Annotated in this window: 23 protein-coding genes and 1 tRNA gene; 14 read left to right on the plus strand and 10 right to left on the minus strand. The window is 71.7% G+C overall.

Annotation, left to right across the window (positions count from 1 at the left end):
- The first annotated feature begins 97 nt into the window (after positions 1 to 97).
- Positions 98 to 544 carry an SRPBCC family protein gene (locus ACVCAH_RS15705; protein WP_013735272.1) on the plus strand — a complete coding sequence of 149 codons (447 nt, stop codon included), beginning with the start codon at positions 98 to 100 and terminating at the stop codon, positions 542 to 544.
- A 153-nt stretch (positions 545 to 697) separates the two neighbouring features.
- Here the strand turns inward: ACVCAH_RS15705 and aceE are convergent, their stop codons facing one another.
- Positions 698 to 3442, minus strand: a complete 2745-nt coding sequence (gene aceE, locus ACVCAH_RS15710) for a pyruvate dehydrogenase (acetyl-transferring), homodimeric type (RefSeq protein ID WP_447136862.1) — start codon at positions 3440 to 3442, stop codon at positions 698 to 700.
- Positions 3443 to 3634: 192 nt separating this feature from the next.
- Between aceE and ACVCAH_RS15715 the strand changes: the two genes are divergently transcribed.
- Together ACVCAH_RS15715 and ACVCAH_RS15720 are read left to right on the plus strand one after the other, a co-directional pair.
- A complete protein-coding gene (locus ACVCAH_RS15715; RefSeq protein ID WP_447136863.1) occupies positions 3635 to 4057 on the plus strand; it encodes a hypothetical protein in 423 nt (140 codons plus the stop codon).
- 26 nt (positions 4058 to 4083) lie between these two features.
- Positions 4084 to 4488, plus strand: coding sequence for a YjbQ family protein (locus ACVCAH_RS15720; RefSeq protein ID WP_447136864.1), 405 nt, complete (start codon positions 4084 to 4086; stop codon positions 4486 to 4488).
- A gap of 136 nt (positions 4489 to 4624) precedes the next feature.
- Here the strand turns inward: ACVCAH_RS15720 and ACVCAH_RS15725 are convergent, their stop codons facing one another.
- Positions 4625 to 6274 carry an alkaline phosphatase D family protein gene (locus tag ACVCAH_RS15725; RefSeq protein WP_447136865.1) on the minus strand — a complete coding sequence of 550 codons (1650 nt, stop codon included), beginning with the start codon at positions 6272 to 6274 and terminating at the stop codon, positions 4625 to 4627.
- A gap of 938 nt (positions 6275 to 7212) precedes the next feature.
- Entirely contained in the window at positions 7213 to 7797 is a 585-nt protein-coding gene (locus ACVCAH_RS15730; RefSeq protein ID WP_447136866.1) for an NADPH-dependent FMN reductase, read from the minus strand.
- Positions 7798 to 7890: 93 nt separating this feature from the next.
- On the opposite strand from ACVCAH_RS15730, the gene ACVCAH_RS15735 reads away from it, so the two are divergent.
- From ACVCAH_RS15735 to ACVCAH_RS15770, 8 genes are all read left to right on the plus strand, one after another.
- Positions 7891 to 8373 (plus strand): MarR family winged helix-turn-helix transcriptional regulator, encoded by a 483-nt coding sequence (locus ACVCAH_RS15735; protein WP_447136867.1) that lies wholly within the window; start codon positions 7891 to 7893, stop codon positions 8371 to 8373.
- Between the two features lie 51 nt (positions 8374 to 8424).
- A complete protein-coding gene (locus tag ACVCAH_RS15740) occupies positions 8425 to 10893 on the plus strand; it encodes a thiamine pyrophosphate-dependent enzyme (RefSeq protein ID WP_447136868.1) in 2469 nt (822 codons plus the stop codon).
- Between the two features lie 110 nt (positions 10894 to 11003).
- Entirely contained in the window at positions 11004 to 11441 is a 438-nt protein-coding gene (locus tag ACVCAH_RS15745; protein WP_447136869.1) for a DUF3052 domain-containing protein, read from the plus strand.
- Between the two features lie 80 nt (positions 11442 to 11521).
- On the plus strand, positions 11522 to 11989 hold the full coding sequence (locus tag ACVCAH_RS15750; protein ID WP_447136870.1) for a peroxiredoxin: 468 nt from the start codon (positions 11522 to 11524) through the stop codon (positions 11987 to 11989).
- Positions 11990 to 12069: 80 nt separating this feature from the next.
- Positions 12070 to 12144: transfer RNA gene (locus tag ACVCAH_RS15755), tRNA-Val, on the plus strand.
- A gap of 548 nt (positions 12145 to 12692) precedes the next feature.
- Complete coding sequence (locus tag ACVCAH_RS15760) at positions 12693 to 12854, plus strand: hypothetical protein (protein WP_447136871.1); 162 nt, start codon at positions 12693 to 12695, stop codon at positions 12852 to 12854.
- A 172-nt stretch (positions 12855 to 13026) separates the two neighbouring features.
- A complete protein-coding gene (locus tag ACVCAH_RS15765; protein ID WP_447136872.1) occupies positions 13027 to 14139 on the plus strand; it encodes a DUF2267 domain-containing protein in 1113 nt (370 codons plus the stop codon).
- A 513-nt stretch (positions 14140 to 14652) separates the two neighbouring features.
- The gene (locus tag ACVCAH_RS15770) at positions 14653 to 15180 is read left to right on the plus strand and encodes an NUDIX domain-containing protein (protein WP_447136873.1); all 528 of its coding nucleotides are present in this window, start codon (positions 14653 to 14655) and stop codon (positions 15178 to 15180) included.
- A 225-nt stretch (positions 15181 to 15405) separates the two neighbouring features.
- Here ACVCAH_RS15770 and ACVCAH_RS15775 read toward each other — a convergent pair whose 3' ends face one another.
- Both ACVCAH_RS15775 and ACVCAH_RS15780 read right to left on the minus strand, forming a co-directional pair.
- Complete coding sequence (locus tag ACVCAH_RS15775; RefSeq protein WP_447136874.1) at positions 15406 to 16362, minus strand: sulfotransferase family protein; 957 nt, start codon at positions 16360 to 16362, stop codon at positions 15406 to 15408.
- Positions 16363 to 16827: 465 nt separating this feature from the next.
- On the minus strand, positions 16828 to 16965 hold the full coding sequence (locus ACVCAH_RS15780) for a hypothetical protein (protein WP_447136875.1): 138 nt from the start codon (positions 16963 to 16965) through the stop codon (positions 16828 to 16830).
- Between the two features lie 204 nt (positions 16966 to 17169).
- Here ACVCAH_RS15780 and ACVCAH_RS15785 point away from each other — a divergent pair, with 204 nt between their 5' ends.
- The gene (locus ACVCAH_RS15785; RefSeq protein ID WP_447136876.1) at positions 17170 to 18192 is read left to right on the plus strand and encodes a zinc-dependent alcohol dehydrogenase family protein; all 1023 of its coding nucleotides are present in this window, start codon (positions 17170 to 17172) and stop codon (positions 18190 to 18192) included.
- 111 nt (positions 18193 to 18303) lie between these two features.
- Here ACVCAH_RS15785 and ACVCAH_RS15790 read toward each other — a convergent pair whose 3' ends face one another.
- Together ACVCAH_RS15790 and ACVCAH_RS15795 are read right to left on the minus strand one after the other, a co-directional pair.
- Positions 18304 to 19038 (minus strand): VOC family protein, encoded by a 735-nt coding sequence (locus ACVCAH_RS15790; RefSeq protein ID WP_447136877.1) that lies wholly within the window; start codon positions 19036 to 19038, stop codon positions 18304 to 18306.
- 217 nt (positions 19039 to 19255) lie between these two features.
- Entirely contained in the window at positions 19256 to 19783 is a 528-nt protein-coding gene (locus ACVCAH_RS15795; protein WP_447136878.1) for a GNAT family N-acetyltransferase, read from the minus strand.
- A 134-nt stretch (positions 19784 to 19917) separates the two neighbouring features.
- On the opposite strand from ACVCAH_RS15795, the gene ACVCAH_RS15800 reads away from it, so the two are divergent.
- Positions 19918 to 20643, plus strand: coding sequence for a GNAT family N-acetyltransferase (locus ACVCAH_RS15800; RefSeq protein WP_447136879.1), 726 nt, complete (start codon positions 19918 to 19920; stop codon positions 20641 to 20643).
- Positions 20644 to 20955: 312 nt separating this feature from the next.
- A complete protein-coding gene (locus tag ACVCAH_RS15805) occupies positions 20956 to 21513 on the plus strand; it encodes a hypothetical protein (protein ID WP_447136880.1) in 558 nt (185 codons plus the stop codon).
- Positions 21514 to 21518: 5 nt separating this feature from the next.
- Here the strand turns inward: ACVCAH_RS15805 and ACVCAH_RS15810 are convergent, their stop codons facing one another.
- From ACVCAH_RS15810 to ACVCAH_RS15820, 3 genes are read right to left on the minus strand one after another with little or no spacing between them, the layout of a single operon-like run.
- The gene (locus ACVCAH_RS15810) at positions 21519 to 21845 is read right to left on the minus strand and encodes a DMT family transporter (protein ID WP_447136881.1); all 327 of its coding nucleotides are present in this window, start codon (positions 21843 to 21845) and stop codon (positions 21519 to 21521) included.
- A 23-nt stretch (positions 21846 to 21868) separates the two neighbouring features.
- Positions 21869 to 22648, minus strand: coding sequence for a hypothetical protein (locus ACVCAH_RS15815; RefSeq protein WP_447136882.1), 780 nt, complete (start codon positions 22646 to 22648; stop codon positions 21869 to 21871).
- Entirely contained in the window at positions 22645 to 23565 is a 921-nt protein-coding gene (locus tag ACVCAH_RS15820) for a LysR family transcriptional regulator (RefSeq protein WP_447136883.1), read from the minus strand. The genes ACVCAH_RS15815 and ACVCAH_RS15820 overlap by 4 nt, the downstream gene beginning before the upstream one ends.
- Between the last annotated feature and the right edge of the window lie 14 nt (positions 23566 to 23579).

Consider the following 23579-nt stretch of genomic DNA (forward strand, 5'->3'; position numbering starts at 1 on the left):
GGTTTTCGGCGTGTCTTTTCCGAACCCGTCCAGGTAAGTCCGAATTTGTGCATAGAGTGCCGATATCGTGGGATGTCCTCACTGGAGGAAAAGGGAAATGATCCTCGTGGAACGCAGTGCGCACGTGGCGGCGCCGGTGGAAGCGGTCTGGGACGTCGTGCAGCGGGCCGAGCAGCTGCCGGCCTGGCTGGCGGGGGTCCGCGCGGCCGAGGTGCTCTCAGGGGAGGGCTTCGGGCGGCGGCAGCTGGTCCAGGCCGGGCGCGGCGCGGCGCATGAGGCCGAGGTGATCGCCTACCAGGAGCCGACCCTGATCGGCTGGCGGGAACGCGCCAAGGGCGCCGGTGCCCGGGCGGAGGCGCGCACCGAGATCTACGTCCAGCTCACTCCCGACGAGGAGGAGGGCGGGACGATCGTACGGCTCATCGTCGTACGCTGGCCGGCCGGTCCGGTCAAGGCCGCCCTGCTCCGGCTCGGCCTGCGTCGGGTCGGCGCCGACCTGGAGGACTCGCTCGCCCGGCTGACCGATCTGGCCGCCGTCGGCTGACCGGGCTCGTCCTGGCGCCACCCGCGACGGCGGTGGCCCGGGTCCCCGCCAGGGACACCGGTCCACCGCCCACTCGCGCTCGCCCCGCCGACGCCGGCGCGGGACGACGAAAGGGCCCGGCGCGGATGCGCCGGGCCCTTCGCGTCGTACGACCTAGCTGTCGCCGCCGGTCTCGCCGACCGGGGCGGCGGTGACGTCCTCGATGGCGTACTTCTTGGCCGCCTCGGCGGGCACGGTGGCCGGTACCGCGCCGCGGAGCGCGAGCTGCCGCAGCGTCGCGACCACCACCGACTCGGCGTCGACGTGGAAGTGCCGGCGCAGCGCGTGCCGGGTGTCCGACATGCCGAAGCCGTCGGTGCCGAGCGAGGTGTAGTCGCCGGGTACCCAGCGGGCGATCAGGTCCGGTACCGCGCGCATCCAGTCGCTGACCGCGACCTTCGGCCCGTCGGCGTCGGCCAGCTTCCGGGTCACGTACGGCACCTGCTGCTCGGCGCCCGGGTTGAGCAGGTTGTGCTCCTCGCACTGGACCGCGTCGCGGCGCAGCTCCGTCCAGGAGGTCACCGACCAGACGTCCGCGGCCACTCCCCAGTCCTGGGCGAGCAGCTGCTGCGCGCGCAGCGCCCACTGCATCCCGGTGCCGGAGGCGAGCAGGTTGGCCTTCGGGGCGTCACCGTTGACCTGCGGCGCGGGGGAGTAGCGGTAGATGCCCTTGAGCAGCCCCTCGACGTCCACGTCGGACGGCTCCGCCGGCTGGAGGATCGGCTCGTTGTAGACGGTGAGGTAGTAGAAGACGTTCTCCTGCGCCTCGCCGTACATCCGGTGCAGGCCGTCTTCCATGATGTGCGCGATCTCGAACGCGAACGCCGGGTCGTACGCGACGACCGCCGGGTTGGTGGCGGCCATCAGGTGCGAGTGGCCGTCCTCGTGCTGGAGCCCTTCGCCGTTCAGCGTGGTGCGGCCGGCGGTGGCGCCGAGCAGGAAGCCCCGGGCCATCTGGTCGGCGGCCGCCCAGAGCCCGTCGGCGGTGCGCTGGAACCCGAACATCGAGTAGAAGATGTACATCGGGATCATCGGCTCGCCGTGCGTGGCGTACGACGAGCCCGCGGCGGTGAACGAGGCGACCGAGCCGGCCTCGTTGATCCCCTCGTGCAGGATCTGCCCGCCGAGGGCCTCCTTGTACGACAGGAACAGCTCCCGGTCGACCGCGGTGTACCGCTGCCCGTGCGGAGAGTAGATCTTCGCCGTCGGGAAGAGCGAGTCCATGCCGAAGGTGCGGGCCTCGTCCGGGATGATCGGCACCCAGCGCTTGCCGAACTCCTTGTCCTTCATGACGTCCTTGAGCAGGCGGACGAAGGCCATCGTGGTGGCCACCTTCTGCTTGCCCGAGCCCCGCTTGACGTCGGAGAACCGCTCCGAGCCGGGGATGGCCAGCCGCTTGCCCTCGGTGCGCCGCGACGGCAGGTAGCCGCCGAGCTGCCTGCGCCGCTCATGGAGGTAGGCGATCTCGTCGGACTTCTCGCCCGGGTGGTAGTACGGCGGCAGGTAGGGGTTCTCCTCCAGCGCCGAGTCCGGGATGTCCAGGAAGAGCCGGTCGCGGAAGGTCTTGAGGTCCTCCAGCGTCAGCTTCTTCATCTGGTGCGTGGCGTTGCGCGCCTCGAAGTGCGAGCCGAGCGTCCAGCCCTTGATCGTCTTGGCCAGGATCACCGTCGGCTGCCCGGTGTGCTCCATCGCCGCCTTGTAGGCCGCGTAGAGCTTGCGGTAGTCGTGCCCGCCCCGCTTGAGGTTCCAGATCTCGTCGTCGCTCAGGTGCTCGACCATCTTGCGGGTGCGCGGGTCGCGGCCGAAGAAGTGCTCCCGCACGTACGCCCCGGACTCCGCCTTGTAGGTCTGGTAGTCGCCGTCCGGGGTGGTGTTCATCAGGTTGACCAGCGCGCCGTCGGTGTCCGCGGCGAGCAGCGGGTCCCACTCCCGGCCCCAGACCACCTTGATGACGTTCCAGCCGGCGCCCCGGAAGAACGCCTCCAGCTCCTGCATGACCTTGCCATTGCCGCGGACCGGGCCGTCCAGCCGCTGCAGGTTGCAGTTGATCACGAAGGTGAGGTTGTCCAGCTCCTCGCGGGCGGCCACCCCGATCGCGCCGAGGGTCTCCGGCTCGTCCATCTCACCGTCGCCGAGGTACGCCCAGACGTGCTGGTCGGAGGTGTCCTTGATGCCCCGGTGGTGCAGGTAGCGGTTGAACCGCGCCTGGTAGATCGCGTTCAGCCCGCCCAGGCCCATGGAGACCGTGGGGAACTCCCAGAAGTCCGGCATCAGCCGCGGGTGCGGGTACGACGGCAGGCCGCCGCCGGGGTGGGACAGCTCCTGGCGGAACCCGTCGAGCTGGTGCTCGGTGAGCCGGCCCTCGAGGAACGCCCGCGCGTACATGCCGGGGGAGGCGTGGCCCTGGTAGAAGATGTGGTCGCCGCCGCCCGGGTGGTCCTTGCCCCGGAAGAAGTGGTTGAAGCCCACCTCGTAGAGCGAGGCCGAGCTGGCGAAGGTGGAGATGTGCCCGCCGACGCTGATCTCCGGGCGCTGCGCCCGGTGCACCAGCATGGCGGCGTTCCATCGGACGTACGCCCGGATCCGCCGCTCGACGTGCTCGTCACCCGGGAACCACGGCTCGCGCTCCGGCGGGATGGTGTTGATGTAGTCCGTGGTGGTCAGGGACGGCACCCCGACCTGGCGCTCGCGGGCCCGCTCCAGCAGGCGCAGCATGACGTAGCGGGCGCGCTTGGTCCCGCGCTCGTCGATGACACCGTCGAGCGACTCGACCCATTCGCTGGTTTCTTCAGGGTCGATGTCCGGAAGCTGGCTCGGCAGACCGGCGGTGATCACCGGGCGCTTGCGTTCCGTAGCCACAGGCGTTCCCTCGGTTGTGTGTGGGATAGGTCTCTAGCGCCATCCTGCCCCCTTGTGCCACCCGGCGTCACGTCCACCGCCCCGAGACGCGATGCTCGACACAGGTACCCACCAGTAACTTTGTCCGGTCGGCGCGCCGGCCCGCCGGTCGGGCCGGGGGGCGCACTTGTCCGGCGTCCCTACCCTGCCGTCATGAGATGGCGACCGGTGGTTCTCGGCGGGGTGATGACCGCCGTCGGAGTGGTCGGCACGGCGGTCGGCGGGGTGGCCGGCTGGCTCGTGTCACCGGGGGCGTTCATGATCGCGGCGGTGGGTGCGACCCTGGCGCTGCTCGGGGTCGGGCTGATCCGGGATGCGCGCCGGCCACGCAGCCGGCGCCGCCCCCAGGACGCGGCGGCGGGGGCGCTGTACGTCGGCCCGACCGGGGACGTCGGCACGGACTACCGCGACCGGGACCACGGCCGGGGCGACGAGTCCGGCGACCGGTCCGGCGCGAGTTCCGGCGCCGGTTGGTGGGGCGGGGGCGACTCCGGCGGCGGCTGGTCGGGCGGGGGCGACTCCGGCGGCGGCTTCTCCGGTGGAGGTGACTCCGGCGGCGGTGGCGGCGGCTACTGACCCGGCGCTGCGGCAGAATGCGACGTATGCGCAGTGAGGTGATCAGCGTCCAGACCGGTTCCCGCCCCACCGTCCGGGACATCACCGCCGAGGCGGAACGGTTCGTCTCCGGTCAGGGCGACGGTCTGCTGCACGTCTTCGTGCCGCACGCCACCGCCGGCCTGGCGCTCATCGAGACCGGCTCCGGCTCCGACGACGATCTGCTCAGCGCGCTGGACGACCTGCTGCCCGCCGATGACCGCTGGCGGCACCGGCACGGCTCTACCGGGCACGGCCGGGACCATGTGCTGCCCGCCTTCCTGCCGCCGTACGCGACGCTGCCGGTGCTCGACGGGCAGCTCGCGCTGGGCACCTGGCAGTCGCTCTGCCTGGTCGACCCCAACGGCGACAACCCGTCCCGCAAGGTCCGCCTCTCCTTCCTCCCGGGCTGATCGCCCCGACCAGTCGCCGGCTCCGCGCCGGCCCTGCCCGGACCGGCCGGGCCGAGGCGCCCGCACGGGAGGGAGTGGCCGCCCGGGGTCGGACGGCCACTCCCTCCGTGATCGTGCGCCGCGTCGGCGCGGGTGGTCAGGGGCGGACGGTCTCGGCCTCCACCGTCCGCCGGCCCTCGTCGGTGGCCGCCGAACTGCGCGCGGCGGCGGCCGGCAGCGGGTTGTCCGCGGTCAGGTGCAGGCCGGGCACCCGGTCCTCGATGACGAACCGCGCCCGGGTGTGCGCCGGCGCGCCCGGCCGGCTCACGTACGGCAGCACGTCGAAGTCGGCGGTGAGCTGCGCCGGGGTGATCGTGGTGCGGACGTAGCCGCGCAGGTTGTTCTGGAACCGCAGGTGCGGGTTGAACGCCAGCCAGGGGTGCGAGCCGGTGACCGAGTCGGCCCCGTCCCCGCCCGAGGTGATCGAGGAGCAGACCAGTTCGGTGCCGACGGTCCGGGAGGTCGGGTCGGCGTAGTCCAGCTTCAGGTCGCTGGCCCAGTGCGCGTGCACGTCCCCGGTGAGCACCACCGGGTTGCGCACCCCGGCGGCCAGCCAGCCGCGGGTGATCCGGTCGCGCGAGGCGACGTAGCCGTCCCAGGCGTCCATGCTGGTGACCGTCAGCGGCCCGGCGTTGTTGTCCCGCTGGGCGAAGAAGACCTGCTGGCCGAGGATGTCCCAGCGGGCGTCGGAGCGGCGGAAGCCGTCCAGCAGCCAGGCCTCCTGGTCGGCGCCGGTGATGGAGCGGCTCGGGTCGGCGGCCGCCGCACAGTTCCGGTAGCCGTCGCCACAGGCCTGGTCGTCGCGGTACTGCCGGGTGTCGAGCATGTGGAAGGTGGCCAGCCGACCCCAGCGGACCCGCCGGTAGAGCTGCATGTCGATGCCGCGCGGGATCGAGGTGCGGCGCAGCGGCATGTTCTCGTAGTACGCCTGGAAGGCGGCCGCCCGCCGGGCGAGGAAGTCCGGGTCCGCCGCCTCCGGCGTCTCGTCGGCCCAGTTGTTCTCCACCTCGTGGTCGTCGAAGACCACCAACCAGGGCGCGACGGCGTGCGCGGCCTGCAGGTCGGCGTCGGTCTTGTACTGGGCGTGCCGCTGCCGGTAGTTGGCCAGCGTCCGGGTCTCCGGGCCCTGGTGGTCGCGCGGGTTGCCGCCGGGCACGTTGTAGGTGTCCGGCGCGTACTCGTACTGGTAGTCGCCCAGGTGCAGGATCAGCTCCGGCTCGGTCTCGGCCAGCCGGCGGTAGGCGGTGAAGTAGCCGTGCTCGTACTGGGAGCAGGAGGCGAAGCCCATGGCCAGGGCGGCCGGCATGCTCCAGGGCGCGGGCGCCGTGCGGGTGCGGCCGACCGGGGAGAGGTGCCCCTCGGCCCGGAACCGGTAGAAGTACTCCCGGCCGGGCAGCAGCCCGTCCAACTCGACGTGCACGCTGTGCGCCGACCCGGGCCGGGCCCAGGCCACGCCCCGCCGCACGACGTGCCGGAACCGCTCGTCGGCGGCCAGTTCCCACTGCACCGGGACGACCCGGTCCGGCATGCCGCCGAGGCCGTCCTCGGCGAGCGGCTGCGGCGCCAGCCGGGTCCAGAGCACGAATCCGTCGTGGCCGGGGTCGCCGGAGGCCACCCCGAGGGTGAACGGGTCCTGGCGCAGCGGGCCGGACGCGCTCGCGCTCGCCGCCGTGGTCAGGCCGGTCACCGCGCCGGCGGCGCCGAGCGCCGCGCCGGTGACCAGGACGGTACGTCGGGACAGTGCCACGGTTTCCTCCCCGGGGTCCGATTTCTCGACCCGGGAAGCGTCGCGAGCGTCAATGACCATCAGGTGACGGGCAGGGGGCCGCCGTCCTCGCCATTGGTCGAACAGCAGTCCCCGCCCGGGTGTCCGGCGTCAGCCGTCACGCAGCAGCCGGCGCAGCCGGCCCCGGGTGTGCCCGAGGTGGGCGCGGACCGTCCGGGTGAGGTGGGCCTGGTCGGCGAAGCCCAGCTCGGCCGCGTCTCCGCCGGGCTCGCGCCCCCGGCCAGCAGGTCCATCGCCCGGCCGACCCGCAGCCGGTTGCGGTACCGGGTCAGGCTCAGCGCCCTCGTCGCCGGGCTGGCCTTCCTGCCGTACGCCGCCGGGTTCGCCCTCTGCGGTCTGAGCGTGCCGCGGCTGCCGCGGCGCTGCCGGGACGTCCTCCCGGTGGCCGGCCTGCCGGTGCTGGCCGTGGTGGTGCTGTCGGTCGACGCGCTGTCCCGGGACGGCTGGCCGTGGCCGGCGGCGGGCGCCCTGCTGTTGGTGGGCGGCGCCGCGCACGCCGCGGCGTTCAGTCCACTGGTCGCCCGGCTGGCCGGCACCGTGCCGGTCACCGCGGCGGCCGCGCTCTCCGCGCTGGTCTCCACCGGCACCCTGCTGGCCGCCGTGCTGGGCGTCACCGTCCTCGGCGGGCTCCACCTGGCCGGGCCACCGGGAACGGCCGCCACCGCGACGGCCGCGCTCCTGGTGACCGGCGCGGTGGCCGCCCACCGCGCGGCGAGCGGCCGCCCCGCCGGCGACCGCGTCGCCGACCGGCCGGCGCGACTGGCCGCCGCGGCACGATCGCGCGACATCGTGAAAGTGGTGGCCTCGGACGTGCGCCGAGGCCACCACTTCCCGGATCGAGCACCATCCGGCCACGGGGCCGGTGCGGCCGGCGCGGTTGGTGCGGCGACGGCGGTGGGTCAGGCGGCGGCGGCCAGCTCGGTGATCCGGATCCGGGTGACCAGGGCGTCGAGCAGGCCGCGCAGCAGGGTTTCGGTGGTGGCGTCCTTGACCGTGCCGTCGACGTCGAGCTTCTCGTGCGCGTTGGTGACGATGATCTCCGGCTTGCTGACCACGGCCGAGTCGGTCCAGAGGAAGAGCTGCCGCAGCTGGAGCTGAGCCCTGACGGTGCCCATCCCGGTCGGCGCGGCGCCCATGATCGCCACCGGCTTGTGCGCCAGCGGCGACACCCAGGCGGTGACCGGGAAGGTCGGTCGGGACGCCCAGTCGAGCGCGTTCTTCAGCACTCCGGGCACCCCGTAGTTGTACTCCGGAGTGGCGATGAGCAGCGCGTCCGCCGCGGCGATCCGCTGCCGAAGGTCGAGCACGGGCGCCGGCGGCTGTGCCTCCTGGTCCTCGCTGAACGGCGGGACGGCGGCCAGGTTCTCGTACCGCTCGATGGTCAGCCCGGGCGGGGCGAGCCGCTGGGCCGCCCGGATCAGGGCGGTGTTGAACGAGGCGTCGCGCAGGCTGCCGGAGATGGCGAGGACCGAGAAGTCGGACATGAGGTTCTTCCTCCTGAGTTCGCCCACACGATTTGCGTGAGCTGCTCGATAGTAGAGGTACTAAACTATCGGCTGGAAAGTAGGATGTGAGGCATGGCGCAGAGCACCGTTCCCTCCACCGAGCCGGAGCTGGGCCGGCGCTCCGGGCTGGCCGGGGACGCGGTGCGACGGATCATGCACATCGCCTCCGCCATGCGGCACTACCAGGACGTCGAGATCGCCGCGCTGGGGCTGACCCCGGCGGTCGCCCGGGCCCTGCACGAGCTCGACCCCGACCGGCCGCTGCCCGCCCGCGATCTCGCCGAGCAGCTGCGCTGCGACCGGTCCAACGTCACCGCCCTGGTCGACAAGCTGGAGCAGGCCGGGCTGGTGCAGCGCCGGGTGGACCCGGCCGACCGGCGGCAGAAGACCCTGGTGGTGACGGAGGCCGGGCGCCGGATGCGGCAGCGGGTGCACGAGGTGATGTCCGACTCCCGACTGCTCACCGGGCTCACCACCGACGAGCTGTCCACCCTGCGTGACCTGGTCTGGAAGGTCTCCGACGGCGGCTGCCCGGAGGCGTGCGGCACCGACTGAGCCAACCCGCGTGGTTCGTGTCCGACTGGGCGAGCCGGCCCCTCGTCGGTAATGCTGTCGGACGTGACCACCCCGCAAGATCTCGACGACCGGCTCCGGGAGACCCTGGCCGCGCTGGCCGCCCCCGAGCAGCGGCGTGACCCGGCAGAGCCGGTCGCCGACGGCGCGGCGCTGACCGGCGCGCAAGCGCTCGACCTGTTCGACGCACAGGTCACCAGCCGGCAGCTCGACCTCGCCGGACGCTGGCTGCGCAGTTTCGGCGAGGGGTTCTACACGATCGGTTCGGCCGGCCACGAGGGCAACGCCGCGGTCGCCGCCGCCCTGCGGGCCAGCGACCCGGCGCTGCTGCACTACCGTTCCGGGGCGTTCTACTGCGTCCGGGCCGCCCAGGCCAGCGCGACCGGTCCCGCCCCGACGTCGGCCGACGGCCCGGACGCCACCGGGCCGGCCCGCGAGGAGGCGGCCGCCCCTGCCGACCAGGACGCCGACGATCCCGCCGTCGGGGAGGAGACCGCCGGGCCCGTCCCGGACCGGCCGTTCGCCCGGGGGTACGCCGAGGCCGCCCGGGACGTGCTGCGCGGGATGGTCGCCTCGGCCCGGGAGCCGATCGCCGGGGGCCGGCACAAGGTCTTCGGCCGCGCCGACCTGGCGGTCGTGCCCACCACCTCGACCATCGCCTCGCACCTGCCGCGCGCCGTCGGGATGGGGCTGGCCGTGGAGCGGCTGCGCCGGCTGGACATGGCCGGGCGGCGCAACGGCGCCGGGGTGCGGATCGGCAGCGGCGGCGGCGCCGCGCACGCGCTCTGGCCGCCGGACGCCATCGTGGTCTGCTCCTTCGGCGACGCGTCGGTCAACCACGCCAGCGCCGCCGCCGCGTTCAACACCGCCGGCTGGTACGACCACACCGGCCTGCGCATCCCGGTGCTCTTCGTCTGCGAGGACAACGGGCTCGGCATCAGCGTCCGCTCGCCGAAGGGCTGGGTGGCCACGACGCTGCAGGCCAGGCCGGGGATCCGCTACTTCGCCGCGGACGGCGGCGACCTGGTGCGGGCGTACGAGGTGGCGGCGGAGGCGGCCGCCTGGGTGCGCCGGCACCGGCGGCCGGCGGTGCTGCACCTGTCCACCGTGCGGCTGATGGGGCACGCCGGCGCGGACGTCGAGACCGCGTACCGCGGGGCCGAGGAGATCGCCGCCGACCTGGACCGGGACCCGGTCGTCGGCACCGCGCGGCTGCTCGTGCGGGCGGGTGTCGCCACGGGCGCGGAGCTGCTCTCCCGGTACGACGAGATCGGCTGGCGGGTGCGCCGGATCGCCGAGGAGGTGCTCGACGAGCCGAAGCTCACCGCGCCGGCCGAGGTGGTCGCCCCGCTGGCGCCCCGCCGCCAGGTCCGGGTGGCCCGGGCGGTGGCCGACGCGGCGGCCCGGGCCAGCGGCCCCGGTGCGGCCGCGCGGGCGGAGTCGTTCGGCGGGAAGCCGCCCGAGCTGGCCGGGCCGTTGACCCTGGCGCAGAGCATCAACGCCGCGCTCGCCGACGGGATGCTCGACCACCCGCAGATGGCCGTCTTCGGTGAGGACGTGGCCGCCAAGGGCGGGGTGTACGGGGTGACCAAGGGGCTGCGGGACCGGTTCGGGGCGGCCCGGGTCTTCGACACGCTGCTCGACGAGACCTCGGTGCTCGGGCTCGGGCTCGGCGCCGGGCTGGCCGGGATGCTGCCGGTGCCGGAGATCCAGTACCTGGCGTACCTGCACAACGCCGAGGACCAGTTGCGGGGCGAGGCGGCCACCATGCAGTTCTTCTCGCAGGGGGCGTTCCGCAACCCGATGGTGGTGCGGGTGGCCGGGCTGGCGTACCAGGAGGGCTTCGGCGGGCACTTCCACAACGACAACTCGGTGGCCGTACTCCGGGACGTGCCGGGCCTGGTGATCGCCGTGCCGGCCCGGCCGGACGACGCCGCGCCCATGCTGCGGACCTGCCTGGCCAGCGCGGCGGTGGACGGCAGCGTCTGCGTCTTTTTGGAGCCGATCGCGCTCTACCACACCCGCGACCTGTACGCCGAGGGCGACGGGGAGTGGCTGGCCGGCTATCCGGAGCCGGGCGCCTGGGCGAGCGGGCACGTGCCGATCGGCCGGGCCCGGGTCTACGGCGTCGGCTCGGCCGAGGACGTCACGATCATCACCTTCGGTAACGGCGTACGGATGTCGCTGCGCGCGGCCGCGATCCTCGCGGACGAGGGGATCGGCACCCGGGTGGTGGATTTGCGCTGGCTGGCCCCGCTGCCGGTGGCGGACATCATCCGGGAGGCGGCCGCGACCGGCCGGGTGCTGGTGGTGGACGAGACCCGCCGGTCCGGCGGGGTCGGCGAGGGGGTGATCGCCGCTCTGGTCGATGCCGGATATGTCGGGGCGGCGCGACGAGTTGCCGGAGTTGACTCGTTTGTACCATTAGGTCCGGCGGCACGTCAGGTTCTGGTCTCCGAGGAAGCCATTACCCAGGGTGCCCGTACGCTCCTGGCACGGTAAATTCCGTTCCACCCGGTGCGCCACTTGCGCAGGGAGCCACAACTGTGTGGACTTTGCCTGACGGCGTCGACGACGTCGCCAGCAGGGATGAGATGAGGAGGCACGCGACAGTGAGCGCGACCGCTGGTCAGGCCGCCGACGGGGTACGCAGCCTGGCGGACCGGTTCGGAATCGAGCCGGGGATGGTCGTCATGGAGATGGGGTACGACGACGACGTCGACCAGGATCTCCGAGACGCCCTGACGGACCGCTGTGGAGAGCTGGTCGACGAGGACACCGACGAGGTGGTCGACGCGGTGCTGGTCTGGTACCGCGACGGCGACGGTGATCTCTTCGAGCTCCTCGTCGACGCCCTCGGCCCGCTGGCCGACACCGGTGTCGTGTGGCTGCTCACGCCCAAGGCGGGGCGCGAGGGGCACGTCGAGCCGAGCGAGATCGCCGAGTCCGCACCCACGGCCGGCCTCCAGCAGACCTCGACGGTCAACGCCGGCCGGGACTGGAGCGGCGCCCGGCTCGTCCTGCGCCGCGGCGCCAAGGGCCGGAAGTAGCCGCCCCACCCCACGCCCGGCGGCCACCCGCCGGGGGTGACAATCTGGGTGCGTCCCCGACTTCGACCCGAGGAGCTGGCATGCCGATCGAGGTGGGCGCCGAGGCGCCGGACTTCGTGCTGAAGGACCAGAACAACCAGGAGGTGCGGCTCTCGGCCTTCCGCGGCCGGCGCACCGTCCTGCTGGTCTTCTATCCGCTCGCGTTCACCGGCACCTGCCAGGGTGAGCTGGCCGAGGTGCGCGACAACCTCGACGACTACGTCAACGACGACGTCCAGGTGCTGACCGTCAGCGTCGACTCGGTCTACAGCCACAAGGTCTGGGCCGACCGGGAGGGCTACCAGTTCCCGCTGCTCGCCGACTTCTGGCCGCACGGCGCGGTCGCCCAGGCGTACGGCGTGTTCAACGACACCGCCGGGTTCGCCGACCGCGGCACGTTCGTGATCGACAAGGCCGGCGTGGTCCGCTTCGCCGAGCTCAACGGGCCGGGCGAGGCGCGCGACCAGCAGGGCTGGCGCAAGGCGCTGGCCGAGGCCGCCGCCGGCTGACCGGCCGGGCACGCCGTGCGACCGGGCCGGCGGAGGGCAGGGTAAGCTAGCCAACCTCCGGCCCGCCGTACGGGCGTTCCGGGCGCGTAGCTCAGTGGGAGAGCACTCGCCTTACAAGCGAGGGGTCGCAGGTTCGAAACCTGCCGCGCCCACCACGATTGACCAGCAGCGGAGCCGATCACAAGATCAGGCGCCCCGTCTCGTTGTAGCAGCGCATGTAGCAGCGACGAATCTCAGCCCAACTGGTCATCAAGACGCTTCACCACCGCCCGCATCGCGTCAAGGTTGGTGTGGGCGTAGATCTTCAACGTGACATCGACGTGGGCGTGTCGAGCGATGGCCTGGACCAGGTGCGGCGGCGGACCGTTGGTGCGATCGCTGCGCCATTGGCCGTGGGTGGTTCTCTCGCTCGTGGCCGTGCTGTGTACCGGGGTCGTAGCAGTGCCCGTGTCGTGGGCCGTCCTACGGCAGGCGGAAGCAGAGCGAGGTGAGGCAACGCCGGAGGCGGCCGTGAACGTGTACGTGCTCCAGATGAGCAGCGAAGAGCGGATCGCTTGTCGCGGGTGCTGGCCGCAGGCGTCGTGACGAGCTGCTGCGGCAGTGGCGTGAGTACCGCGGCGAGATGGAACGCGGGAATGTTCCGTCGAAGCTTGAAGTGGTTGGACCGATCGACGTTGAGGACCAGGCCGACGACCGTGCGACGGTGACCGCCCAGGTCCATGCGGTCTGGTGGAACGAACAGGTCAACCTCAGCGGTCAGCCGTGGCGGTTCGAGACTCGGCGGGACGCCGGCGGCTGGCGGGTGTGGGCGGCCGACCTGCCGCCGTGGTGCGGTGTGCACGTCCGGGCAGACGCCTGCCGTTGACCGCCTACGGGCGGGAGCGTTCCCGCTAAGGCCCCCTAGTTCATGAACTGCGCTCTTGATTCGCATTTTGGGCGGCGGTGCCCGGCTGTTTCCCGCGGGCGCCCCTGGGTAGGCACGCTCGGTAGGCGGGCCAGAGACGGACCTTGGCTCCCGATCGGACACCAGCCGTGCCGTGGCGTTCAGCGACGCCATCTTCGCCATCATCATCACGCTGCTGGTCCTGGACCTCCGGGTGCCGAACGTCCCGCCCGGCCGCCTCCTGTCCGGACTGCTCAGCCAGTGGCCGGCGTACGTCGCGTATCTCGCGTCCTACTCGTACGTGGCCGTCGTCTGGCTCAACCACAAGGCGGCGTTCAACCGCATCCAGCAGGTCGATCGCGGCCTGCACTGGATGAACCTGTTCGTGCTGTTCACCACGGCGCTGCTGCCGTTTCCGACCATCGTCGTGTCGCACGCGCTGCAGGAGCACGACAACGCGGACCAGCGTGTGGCCATCGCCTTCTACGCGCTGATCGGCGCGTTGCTGTGGGCGACTTGGCTGGCGTTCTACCACTACCTGGCCCGGAACCCCGACCTGCCGAAGGAACAGGTCAAGGACGGGTTCTTCCGCGTCGAGCGGTTCCGGGCCCTCGCCGGGGTCGTTCTGTACGTCCTGGCGGGGGTGGTCGGCCACCTGGTGGCGCCGCTGGTCGGCCTCGCCATCCTCCTCCTGCCCGTCTTCGACGCCGTCACCAGCGCCGGCCTGTACCAGTTTCGGGTGACCCGCCGGATCACCCACCGCCCTCCGCCACCCCCCGCGGCTGAGGGCGGGCGAACCGCCGTTTCACCCCGGCGGGCGCGGGTACCCGCCGCAATCCGGTTCGAGAGGGGATCCGAGGTGGACTACACCGAGTTCATCCAGTCCGTGGCAGCGCGACCGAAGGTTCCGCCGGGGCAGGCGGAACCGATCACCCGCGCCACGCTCGAGACGTTGGCAGAACGGATCACTGGTGGCCAGGCGAGGGACCTCGCCTCTCAGCTCCCTGAGGAGCTACGAGGTCTGGTGGGTAGGCCCACCGAAGATCCGGAACGGTTCGGGCTCGCCGAGTTCTTCGAACGGGTGCAGTCACGGGCCGGGGTGGATCGCCAGGTGGCCACCGACGGAGCACAGGCCGTGCTGGATACCCTTCGTGAGTCGGCCAGCGCGAAGGAGTACGGGGACCTTGTCGACCAGTTGCCGCAGGAGTTCTGGCAGTTGACCGGGCCGGGGACGGGACGACTTGAGCCCCGGCGGGTCGGCACTTAGCTAGTGAGTCCGCCGGCGGTTGGACTCCTGCCGGATCGCCTCCGTGAGATCCCGCCAGGTGCCGGCCGACGTCTTCATCATCCGGTCGACGATCGAGCGGGCAGCGGTTCGTCCGCGAAGTCGTACGAGACTTCCTGCCCCCGTCACCACCGAGGCGGCCTCGCACTCGCCAGTGCCGACCGTCGGTCCCGCCGGGCCATGCGATCCCACGACCCCTTCCACCAGCGCCCCTGCACCTCCACCGGCAACAATCTAGTCGAACAGACGTACGATCCGGCCGGCTGCCGGCGATGCCGGGCTCCACTTGATCCGTCATCGACTTCACTTGAAGGGTGACAGTTGGCCGGCTCTCTCCGGGCTCGGCTGTCACGGTGCGTAACTGGCGTGCCGCCTATCGCTGGGGCATGCGATCCTCGACGCCGGTCGAGACGCGCGATCAGCGGCAGATCCGGACGTCTGCGCGTCTCCTTTGGCTGGAGCGAGCTTGTCCTATCCCTGTGCTCTAATCCCGTCGTGCATGTCGTCGTCACAGGCGCACTCGTTGAAAACGGCGCGGTCCTGCTAGTACACCGCAGCCCGACCCGCCGGGCATACCCAGATCTCTGGGATCTGCCCGGGGGGCATGTCGAAGCGGGTGAGTCAGAACTACAAGCCCTCGCGCGTGAGATGCGCGAGGAGCTCGATGTTCACATTGTGGCGGAGTCCGCTTCACGGTTGGGCGACTGGCATGCCGGCAGTGGTGAGGACGCCGTTCACGTGGGCGTCTGGCAAATTGGAGACTGGGTTGGCTCTCCCACCAACCGTGCACCTGACGAGCATGACGACATCGCATGGGTCGGGATCAACGGTCTGGGCGGCCTTCCCCTCGCGCATGGCGACTTGGCGGCATTGCTTGGTTCTCTGCCTGAGCCTGACCGGCTGCCTCGTCGCGACGAAGCACGGACAGCCGCATCGCCGAGCGGTCCGGAGGTCCATCGCTGCTCGTCACTACATGTCGGGTCTCAGGACGTGCATGACAGATCGGTCTCGGGACGTGGGTGACAATCCGGCTAGACGATCTTGTCTACCAACTGGGTCAGGTTGTTGAGCTGTCTGCGGCTGCATCAGGGTGGCGAGCTGCTGGTCGGCGTTGGCGGCGGTGACAGCATGGCCATGTCGACCGGAAAGTTAGGAACGAGTGGTCTGCGATGCGGTTCGGCTGAAGCAGCGTTTATCGGGCGTTCGAGGGGCGCGATGCGGCGTCGTCAAGATGGAGAGCCAGAGCCGTCACTCATATCCCACGGCCGGGATGACCTTGCCGAGTGCTTCTTCGATGAACTCGCGGGTTTCGTCGTCGAATTGGTCGTTGCGGTTCGTCAGCTTGTGCGACTGAAACGTTGAAGGGGTGGCGAAGTCGTCGACGTCGAGCCGTTCGAACAGGGCGCGGCGCTGCCCGGGCCAGTCGGCTGCGAGATCTTCTGCTTTCACCTCGATGTATCGCCTGCCCGTCAGGTCGACCGTGTTCTTCCAGGTGAGCCATCGGTGGTAGACCGGCTTGAGGTAGGCGAGCGCGCCGTCGACGGTGGGCGGTGCCCATGGCTGGGCCAGGTGGGACGCGAGCACTGAGACCGGGTGACGCTTGATGTGCACGATGGTCGCTTCGGGGACCAGTTCCCAGAGGAACTCCATGCACAGCAGGTTGAACGGTGTCTTCTCGCACCAGGTCGGCTTGCCCGCGTCGGCGGCTGCTCCGCCGAACATGGTGTCGATCAGGCCCCGCAAGATTCCGAGCAGTTCGCCCCGGTCGCTGAAATACCTGGGTAGTACCCGCCGGCGGCTCAGCGGCTCGAACGGCCCGGCAGGCCGGTCGGCGTTCCCGAAGCCTTCCGCGGGCGCAGGTTCGTCGTATGTGTACGCGATCAACTGCGGCCAGAGCTGTTGCACCGCGTCGCGGTAGCGCCGCTCGCCGACCAGCTCGGGAACGGTTTTGCCGCGATCGTCGCGCCGGCCGGGCACTCGTACGGTGAGGAAGTCGCTCAGCCGGTGCAGGGCGTCCTCACCGACGGTGGGGTCGTATCGATCGGTGAGCGCGTCGGCCAGGTCCCGCAGGCCACCCGGGTCGATGAGAAACCGGGTCTCCATGGGAATCCGATGGATCAGCGGATGTTCGCCGATGATGTCGGCGATCCGTGACGTTCCCGAACGACCCGTACCCGCAACGAAGATCGGTGAGGGGAAAGGCATGGCGAGCAGTCAAACTCTCAGCCCGGCGCCTGTGCAAGCCATTTATCCCCTTCACCCGCTGCTACGGGCCGGACCCGCACCCGGCGCGCCGAGTGCGTGCCGGACGGCCGCCTCCGACAAGCGAGCAACGAATTATCGAAGCTTCCCAACGCGCCGCATCTCTCACACACTGATGCGCCGATCTCGGCTACTTGTTTCTTTGACCTACGACCGTGGCCCGGCCAGGCTTCGGTCGAGGCGCCCGGGCTGTCGCTCTCATTTCGGCTGCCCAGGCTGGTGCGCCTCCCATAACCGCTGTCGACAGCAACGGCGACAGCGACGGCCCGAGACGAGGACAGCCGGCGGCGACCGGGCGTGGATCGTAGCCCGAGGTCACGGACGCGTACGGACGCCGCTGGACGAAGCGGGCAGTTCTTACAAGCGAGGGGTCGCAGGTTCGAAACCTGCCGCGCCCACCCATCACCATCAGTCGGCGGCCGGGCCAGCATGCTCCAGGCTGATCTTGGCGGAATCCGAGACGAGGAACTCGCGGATCTCCGTGCGGTTGTCCACGCCTCGACCGTACGTGTCGCGGCTCGTCGGCGGGGTGCCCTGCCGGTACACCTTTCAGCAGAAACTCCCTGAACAGGCTTTGCCGGGATTTGCTGGATGGCGATGAACGGAACCGCTGGCCGCAGCGCCGGTGGGGTGCCCGCGACCGTCCGCTTACCGGGTTGCTCCGCAGATGGTGGCAATCCCACGCCCTGCCGGGGTATGCGGAGCGGATAGCCGCCGCGTCGCGGCCAGACCTCGGAAAGGAAGAACCTCATGCGTGGTGCTGTTCTGCACGCCCCCGGCGACGTCCGGGTGGAGGAGCGCGAGGATCCCCGGATCCTTGTCCCGACCGACGCGGTCATCCGTCTCTCCGCCACCTGCATCTGCGGTTCGGACCTGTGGCCGTATCGCGGCGTCGAAGCGGTCAGCGGGCCGTCCCCGATGGGCCACGAGTATGTCGGCGTCGTCCAGGAGATCGGCAGCGAGGTCAAGAACGTCAAGCCCGGCCAGTTCGTCGTCGGCTCCTTCTTCGCCTCCGACAACACCTGCCCCATCTGCCGCGCCGGCTACCAGAGCTCGTGCATCCACCGGGAGCCGGTCGGTGGACTCGGCGCCCAGGCCGAGTACCTGCGTGTGCCGCTGGCCGACGGCACCCTCGTCGCAACGCCTGAGATCCCCTCGGATGACCTGATCCCGGACCTGCTCGCGGCCTCCGACGTGCTCGGCACCGGCTGGTTCGGGGCCGTGGCGGCCCAGGTCGGACCGGGCAAGACAGTCGCGGTCGTCGGCGACGGTGCGGTCGGTCTGCTCGCCGTGCTGGCGGCGAAGCAGCTCGGCGCGGAACGGATCATCGCGGTCAGCCGGCACGAGCCCCGCCAGAAACTCGCGATCCACTACGGTGCGACGGACATCGTTACCGAGCGCGGTGACGAGGGTGTCGCACGGATCAGGGACCTCACCGACGGCCTCGGCGCGCACTCGGTCATCGAGGCGGTCGGCACCCAGGAGTCGATGATGCAGTCCATCCGGTCCGCCCGTGCCGGCGGTCACGTCGGCTACGTCGGCGTCGCCCACGGGGTGGAGCTGCCGGGCGAGGAGCTGTTCTTCTCCCACGTGCACCTGCACGGTGGCCCCGCTCCGGTGCGTCGCTTCCTGCCCGAGCTGATCGCCCTGATCTGGAACCGGCAGATCGACCCGGGCAAGGTCTTCGACCTCACGCTCCCTCTTGACCAGGCCGCCGAGGGTTACCGGGCCATGGACGAACGCCGCGCCATCAAGGTCCTCCTCAACCCCTGACGACCTGCGCCAACTCCGAGAGGTCGGCCGCTCTGACAGCGCACACACGGCTGACGGAGCTGCAACGCGAAAGGAACCGCGACCTGCGAGTAAACGCCCGCCGGACCCCGGCTACCGGGGCGTCAACACGCAGAACTCGTTGCCGTCGGGGTCGGCCATCACCACCCAGCCGACTTCGCCCTGGCCGATGTCGATCCGGGTCGCCCCGAGCGAGAGCAGGCGGTCCACCTCTGCCTGCTGGTCACCGTGGACAGGTGGAGCGAGGTCGAAGTGCAGTCGCTGCTTGCCGGTCTTCGGCATCAGCGGCGGACCACCCCAGGTGATCTTCGGGCCGCCGAGCGGTGAACGGATCGCGGTCTCCTGGTCCTGATCCCAGACCAGCGGCCAGCCCAGCGCTTCGCTCCAGAAGTACCCGACTTCCTGGGAACCGTCGCAGGACAGCGCTCCGATGAATCCGCAGTCGGCAAGGAACTTGTTGCCCGGCTCGATGACGCAGAACTCGTTGCCGTCGGGGTCGGCGAGCACCACATGATCCTCCTCCGGGCGTTGGCCGATGTCGATGTGCCGTCCGCCAAGTTCCAGCGCCCTGGCCACCGTCTGCTGCTGGTCCTCCAGGGATGCGCTCGTCAGATCGAAGTGCATTCGGTTCTGGCCGACCTTCGGCTCCTGAGTCGGAAGAAAGCGGATTCGGAACCCGGTGTCGTCACTGGGCAGGAGCGCGACACCGTCGTCTGGATCATCGGCCAGGTCCCGACCCAGGACCCCGGACCAGAACTGCGCGAGACGCAGAGGTTGGCTCGCAGCGAAGCTGACCGCGAAAAGTTGACAGGTCATCCCTCTGCTCATCTCCGATCCGCTGACCGTTGCCGACAGGACGCCTTACCGGCCCGTCGAACGGGAGCCTAGGGGTGAGCCGGCGTCACCGCAGCCGAGTATTCGACGGCAGCCGGAACGCCCGGCAGCGCACGCGACATCGTCGGGTGCCGACGTGGGCGCGTCGAGCAGCGATGCCGAGCCCGGCGGATGAGGCCCGCCGCCGGCGCGACCGCAGCGGTGCGGCCGGTCAGCCGGGCAGCTTCTCGAACAGGTCGTGCGGGCTGTCGTAGTACCTCGTCGTACGGCCCAGCCGCGTCATGCCCAGCCGCCGGCAGACGGCCTGGGAGGCGTGGTTCTCGGGATCGGTGACGGCGATGACCCTCGTGAGCCCACGGCTGAACGCGTCGTCGAGGACGGCCGCCGCGGCTTCGGTGGCGCAGCCGTGTCTCCAGGCGTCCGGATGCAGATGCCAGCCGATCTCGACTTCGTCCGGCCCGGCGGACGGTTCGCCGGCCGACCGGGGAATCGGCTTGAGCAGGAGGTTGCCGACCAGCCGCCCCTCCGCGGTGGTGATGGCCCAGATCCCGTGGATCGGGTCGTCGACGGCGCGCCGGCGCTTGATCGAGGCGAGGGCGTCCTCGCGGGTGCGCATGGTCGTGGGATGCGCGCCCAGGAAGCGTACGACCTCCCAGCGCGACTCGAGATCCAGGAGGAAATCGGCGTCGTCGTCGCGCCAGGGGCGCAGCAGGAGGCGGTCGCTGGTGATGGTGCGCATGCACCGAATCTAGCCAGCGCCGACGGGGGCGCCACGATCCGCTGCCGTCGGCGACCGGTCGGGCTTCGAGGCGACGTCGGTCAGGGGCGCGGAAGTCGGTGGCCGGCGGGCGGGCGGCCGGGGAGGATGCGTCGATGGCTCCTGCGACCCTGTTGCGCCGTGCTCAGGATCTCTGGGTGGACCTCGCCAGCGTGGCGACCAGCTTCCCCGCGTCCGGCGTGCGGGTGGTGGTGGCGGCGGAGTCGCGGCTGTGCCCGCCGGCGTGGGCGGGCATCGTGGTGTTGGGTGACGCCGGTATCGCCACCGCGCCGGACCGGGCCAGCGCCCGGTTCCTGCGCGCATCGCTCACCGGCGGGCCGGTCCGCGCGGCCGTTGCGGCCGACCGGTGGCGCGGGGTCGCCGGAGTCCTGGACGTCCTCGGGCCGGCCGCTCTGGCCTACCTGGACGAACGGGAGTTCCGGCCGGTGCCCGGCGCGACCGGCACCGCGGTCCTGCCAGCGGGCCACCCGGACCTCCACGGGCTGCTCTCGGAGGTCCCCGAGGACGAGGCCGCGGAGAGCGGGATCGACGAGATCACGTCGCCGGTGTTCGTCGTCCGGGAACACGATCGGGTGGCAGCGGCGGCGGGTTACCGCCGGTGGCCCAGCTCCGTCGCCCACCTCTGCGTGTTGACCGGTACCCGGTACCGCCGTCGAGGGCTGGCCGCCGCGGTGGCCGCCGCAGCGGTGGCGGAGGCGCTCCGGAATCACCTGCTACCGCAGTGGCGCGCACGCCCCGAGCCGTCCCGCCGGCTTGCCCGCAGGCTCGGTTTCCGCGAGCTCGGGGACCAGGTGAGCATCATGATCGAGGCAGCGCCCTGACAGCGACGCCGCCGACCGCGCCCACCACAGCTCGCCGGTCACGCCGGTGGGCCGAGGGCCACCGGCTTCTTCAGCATGCCCTCGCCGGGGACGTCGAGCCGGCCAACGTCGCCTCGGTGCGGGTGTTGCAGAAGGCCGGTCTGACCCGGTGGCACACCGATCAGCCCGAGGGGGAGACGCACCGGTACGGCGTCGCCGGGGCGGACCCGCGCCGGTAGGGCGCGCGGAACGGCGACGGGTGCGAACCGCTCGTCGCCGTTCTGCCACCGAACACGGGTGGCGGGGGCCTGACCTGCGCGACACGATGCAGGGGTGACGCATCCGCCCGCGTTCCCACCGCAGCACCCCGGTGCGGCCCGCGGCAGGAGCGGCCCGGCGGTGGCCTGGGTCGGCGGTGCCGTCGCGGTCGCCGTGCTGGCGGTGTGTGGCATCGTCGTCTTCTGCGCCGGCCTCTGGACGTACGCGAACCACGACCGCCCCGAGCTGATCGACAATCCGCCGGTCAGCGAGGTGGCGGAGAGCGCCTGCGCCACCATGCGCGCCGCCGTGGCGGCGAAGGCCGCAGCGCCCGGTGCCGCCGTCGACGCGAAGGTCCGCTCCATCAGGGAGCAGAACGCCGCGGTGGCCGCCATGGTGGCGCAGGTGCGCGGTGTCGGGCGTGACCTGCTGGCGGACGACCATCCGACAACCGCCTGGTTGGCCGACTGGGACACCCTGGTCGAGGCCCGCGAGCGGTACGCCGTCGAGCTGGCCGCCGGCCGTGAGCCGCACTTCGTCGTGCCGACCGTCGACGGCCGTCCGCTCATCGACCGGATGAACTCGGTGGGGCTGAGGTGCGAGGTGCCGCCGCAGCTCGTCGACCTCCCGTGACCCGGTCAGTGGCTCGTCGCCCCGCCCACGTTCAGAGTCACGACCCCGGCGATGATGAGGCTGACCCCGACGACCTTGACCACCGTGATCGGTTCGTCGAGGAACGCCGCGCCGATGGCCACGATCGCCGCGGTGCCGAGGGCCGACCACAGGGCGTACGCGACGCCGACCGGGATGTCCTTCACCGCCTGCGACAGGGCGACGAAGGAGACCAGGTAGCCGGTCAGGCAGGCGACGGTGGGCCAGAGCCGGCTGAAGCCGTCGGTCGCCTTGAGCGTGCTGGTGGCGAAGACCTCGGCGGCGATGGCCGCGAGCAGGAACACGTACGGCACTGGCACTCCTTGCGGGACGACGGTCAGGCGAAGCGTTCGGTCGTCACGGGGATCAACCCGTGCTCGCGTACGGCGGAGGTCAGCTCCCGGAGCACGGGCCCGACGGTGCCGTCGTCGGCGGTGGCCAGCAGGACGGTCAGGTCGAGGCACCAGGCGATGGTCCGGCCGACCCGGCGCAGCTGCCAGCTGAACCGGTCCGCGCCCCTCCGCAGCCGGCCGGCGGGCATCCCCTGAGCCCCGGCGTCGCCGGCGACCCGCCCCCAACGGGCCGCCAGGCCCGCCAGCCGGTCGTCGGGCAGGTCCTTGGCGAACAGGACGCGGTAGACCCGTCGCTCGTGGCATCCGGCGGGCGGGTCGGCGGGGCCGAGCCGCAGCGGCGCGGCGGTGGCGAACACCTCGTGGTCGCGGAAGTGGGTGCGGAGCACCGGTCCGGTGGGCAGGTGCCTGGCGCCGAGCCGGCGGTGGACGGCGTCCGCGACGCGGCGGTCCACCGGCGTCACCCGCTCGCGCAGCTCCGGATCGGTACGCATGCCGCGGCTGAAGGCGGCGGAACTCCACCAGTGGCCGTCCGCGGCGGTCCACCCCGCGGTGCGCAGTCCCGAGGTCGACCAGTCGTCGTTGCGGACGAACTCCTCGACGACGATCCCCTCGACAGCGCCCGGCGGCCGGCCGCCGGCGAGGATCACGTAGTAGTCCAGCGCCGGCGGCCGTCCGGCGGGGTCGGCGGCCGACACCACCCGCGCCGCGCTCCACGGCTCGATGTCCACCGGCGATCCTCCGGCCGGTCGGGTCGGTCCCGTCACGTCGGCCATTCTGCCGGTCCGCCGGCGAGAAAGTCGTCGGTGGCGACCCGCAGCGCCCGGACGAAGGCGGCCACCGCCGGGTGGTCGGCCCCGCCCTTGCGGTACACCACCCGGGTGCGCCGCCGGATGTCCAGCGGCACCAGGCGTACCTGCGGGAGCGGCTGCCCGACGGCGAGTTCCGGCACCAGGCCGACCCCCTGGCCGGCGGCCACCAGGGCGAGCACGGCGGTGAAGTCGTCGGCGTGGTGGCGCACGGTGGGGCGGAAGCCGGCCAGCTGGCAGGCGAGCAGGGCGACGGTGTGGCACAGCGTGCCGGGGCTGCCGACGATCCAGTCCGCCTCGCGGGCGGCAGCCAGCGGTTCACCGTCCGCGCGGTGACCGGGCTCCGCCCGCACGGCGAGGTACACCGTCTCGTCCAGCAGTGCGGTCGACTCCAGTGCCGGGTCCGGCTCTACCGGCGCGATGTCGTAGTCGTGCAGGAGCGCCACGTCGAGCCGCCGGTCCCGCAGCGCGGCGGGCACGGCGACCGGGTCCAGTTCGGTCACCATCAGGTCGAGCGCCGGGTGGTCGCGGGTCAGCGCCACCAGGGCCGCCGGCAGCAGGGTGCGGACGGCGCTGGGGTACGCGCCGATGCGTACGGCGCCGGACAGGCCGGCCCGGGCGGCGGCCAGGGTGGCGTCCGCCGCCTCCAGGGCGGCGAGGACGGCCTCGGTGTGCCCCACCAGCGCCTGCCCGGTGGCGGTGAGCGCGACCCGCCGGCCGGCGCGTTCCAGCAGGCGTACGCCGGCCTGGCGTTGCAGCGCCGCCAGCTGCTGGGAGACGGCGGAGGGCGTGTACGCGTGGGCCTCGGCGACGGCGGCGATCGTGCCGAGCCGGGCCAGGTCACGCAGCAGCCGCAGGCGGCGGACGTCGAGCATCAGCTCAGCTTACG

The organism is Micromonospora sp. LZ34, from assembly GCF_052981855.1.

Bases quoted from the DNA above. Each gene is read 5' to 3' on its own strand.
- ACVCAH_RS15705 (WP_013735272.1), top strand. From the start codon at position 98: ATGATCCTCGTGGAACGCAGTGCGCACGTGGCGGCGCCGGTGGAAGCG.
- ACVCAH_RS15715 (WP_447136863.1), top strand. From the start codon at position 3,635: ATGAGATGGCGACCGGTGGTTCTCGGCGGGGTGATGACCGCCGTCGGA.
- ACVCAH_RS15720 (WP_447136864.1), top strand. From the start codon at position 4,084: ATGCGCAGTGAGGTGATCAGCGTCCAGACCGGTTCCCGCCCCACCGTC.
- ACVCAH_RS15730 (WP_447136866.1), bottom strand. From the start codon at position 7,797: ATGTCCGACTTCTCGGTCCTCGCCATCTCCGGCAGCCTGCGCGACGCC.
- ACVCAH_RS15735 (WP_447136867.1), top strand. From the start codon at position 7,891: ATGGCGCAGAGCACCGTTCCCTCCACCGAGCCGGAGCTGGGCCGGCGC.
- ACVCAH_RS15740 (WP_447136868.1), top strand. From the start codon at position 8,425: ATGCTGTCGGACGTGACCACCCCGCAAGATCTCGACGACCGGCTCCGG.
- ACVCAH_RS15750 (WP_447136870.1), top strand. From the start codon at position 11,522: ATGCCGATCGAGGTGGGCGCCGAGGCGCCGGACTTCGTGCTGAAGGAC.
- ACVCAH_RS15775 (WP_447136874.1), bottom strand. From the start codon at position 16,362: ATGCCTTTCCCCTCACCGATCTTCGTTGCGGGTACGGGTCGTTCGGGA.
- ACVCAH_RS15785 (WP_447136876.1), top strand. From the start codon at position 17,170: ATGCGTGGTGCTGTTCTGCACGCCCCCGGCGACGTCCGGGTGGAGGAG.
- ACVCAH_RS15790 (WP_447136877.1), bottom strand. From the start codon at position 19,038: ATGAGCAGAGGGATGACCTGTCAACTTTTCGCGGTCAGCTTCGCTGCG.
- ACVCAH_RS15795 (WP_447136878.1), bottom strand. From the start codon at position 19,783: ATGCGCACCATCACCAGCGACCGCCTCCTGCTGCGCCCCTGGCGCGAC.
- ACVCAH_RS15800 (WP_447136879.1), top strand. From the start codon at position 19,918: ATGGCTCCTGCGACCCTGTTGCGCCGTGCTCAGGATCTCTGGGTGGAC.
- ACVCAH_RS15820 (WP_447136883.1), bottom strand. From the start codon at position 23,565: ATGCTCGACGTCCGCCGCCTGCGGCTGCTGCGTGACCTGGCCCGGCTC.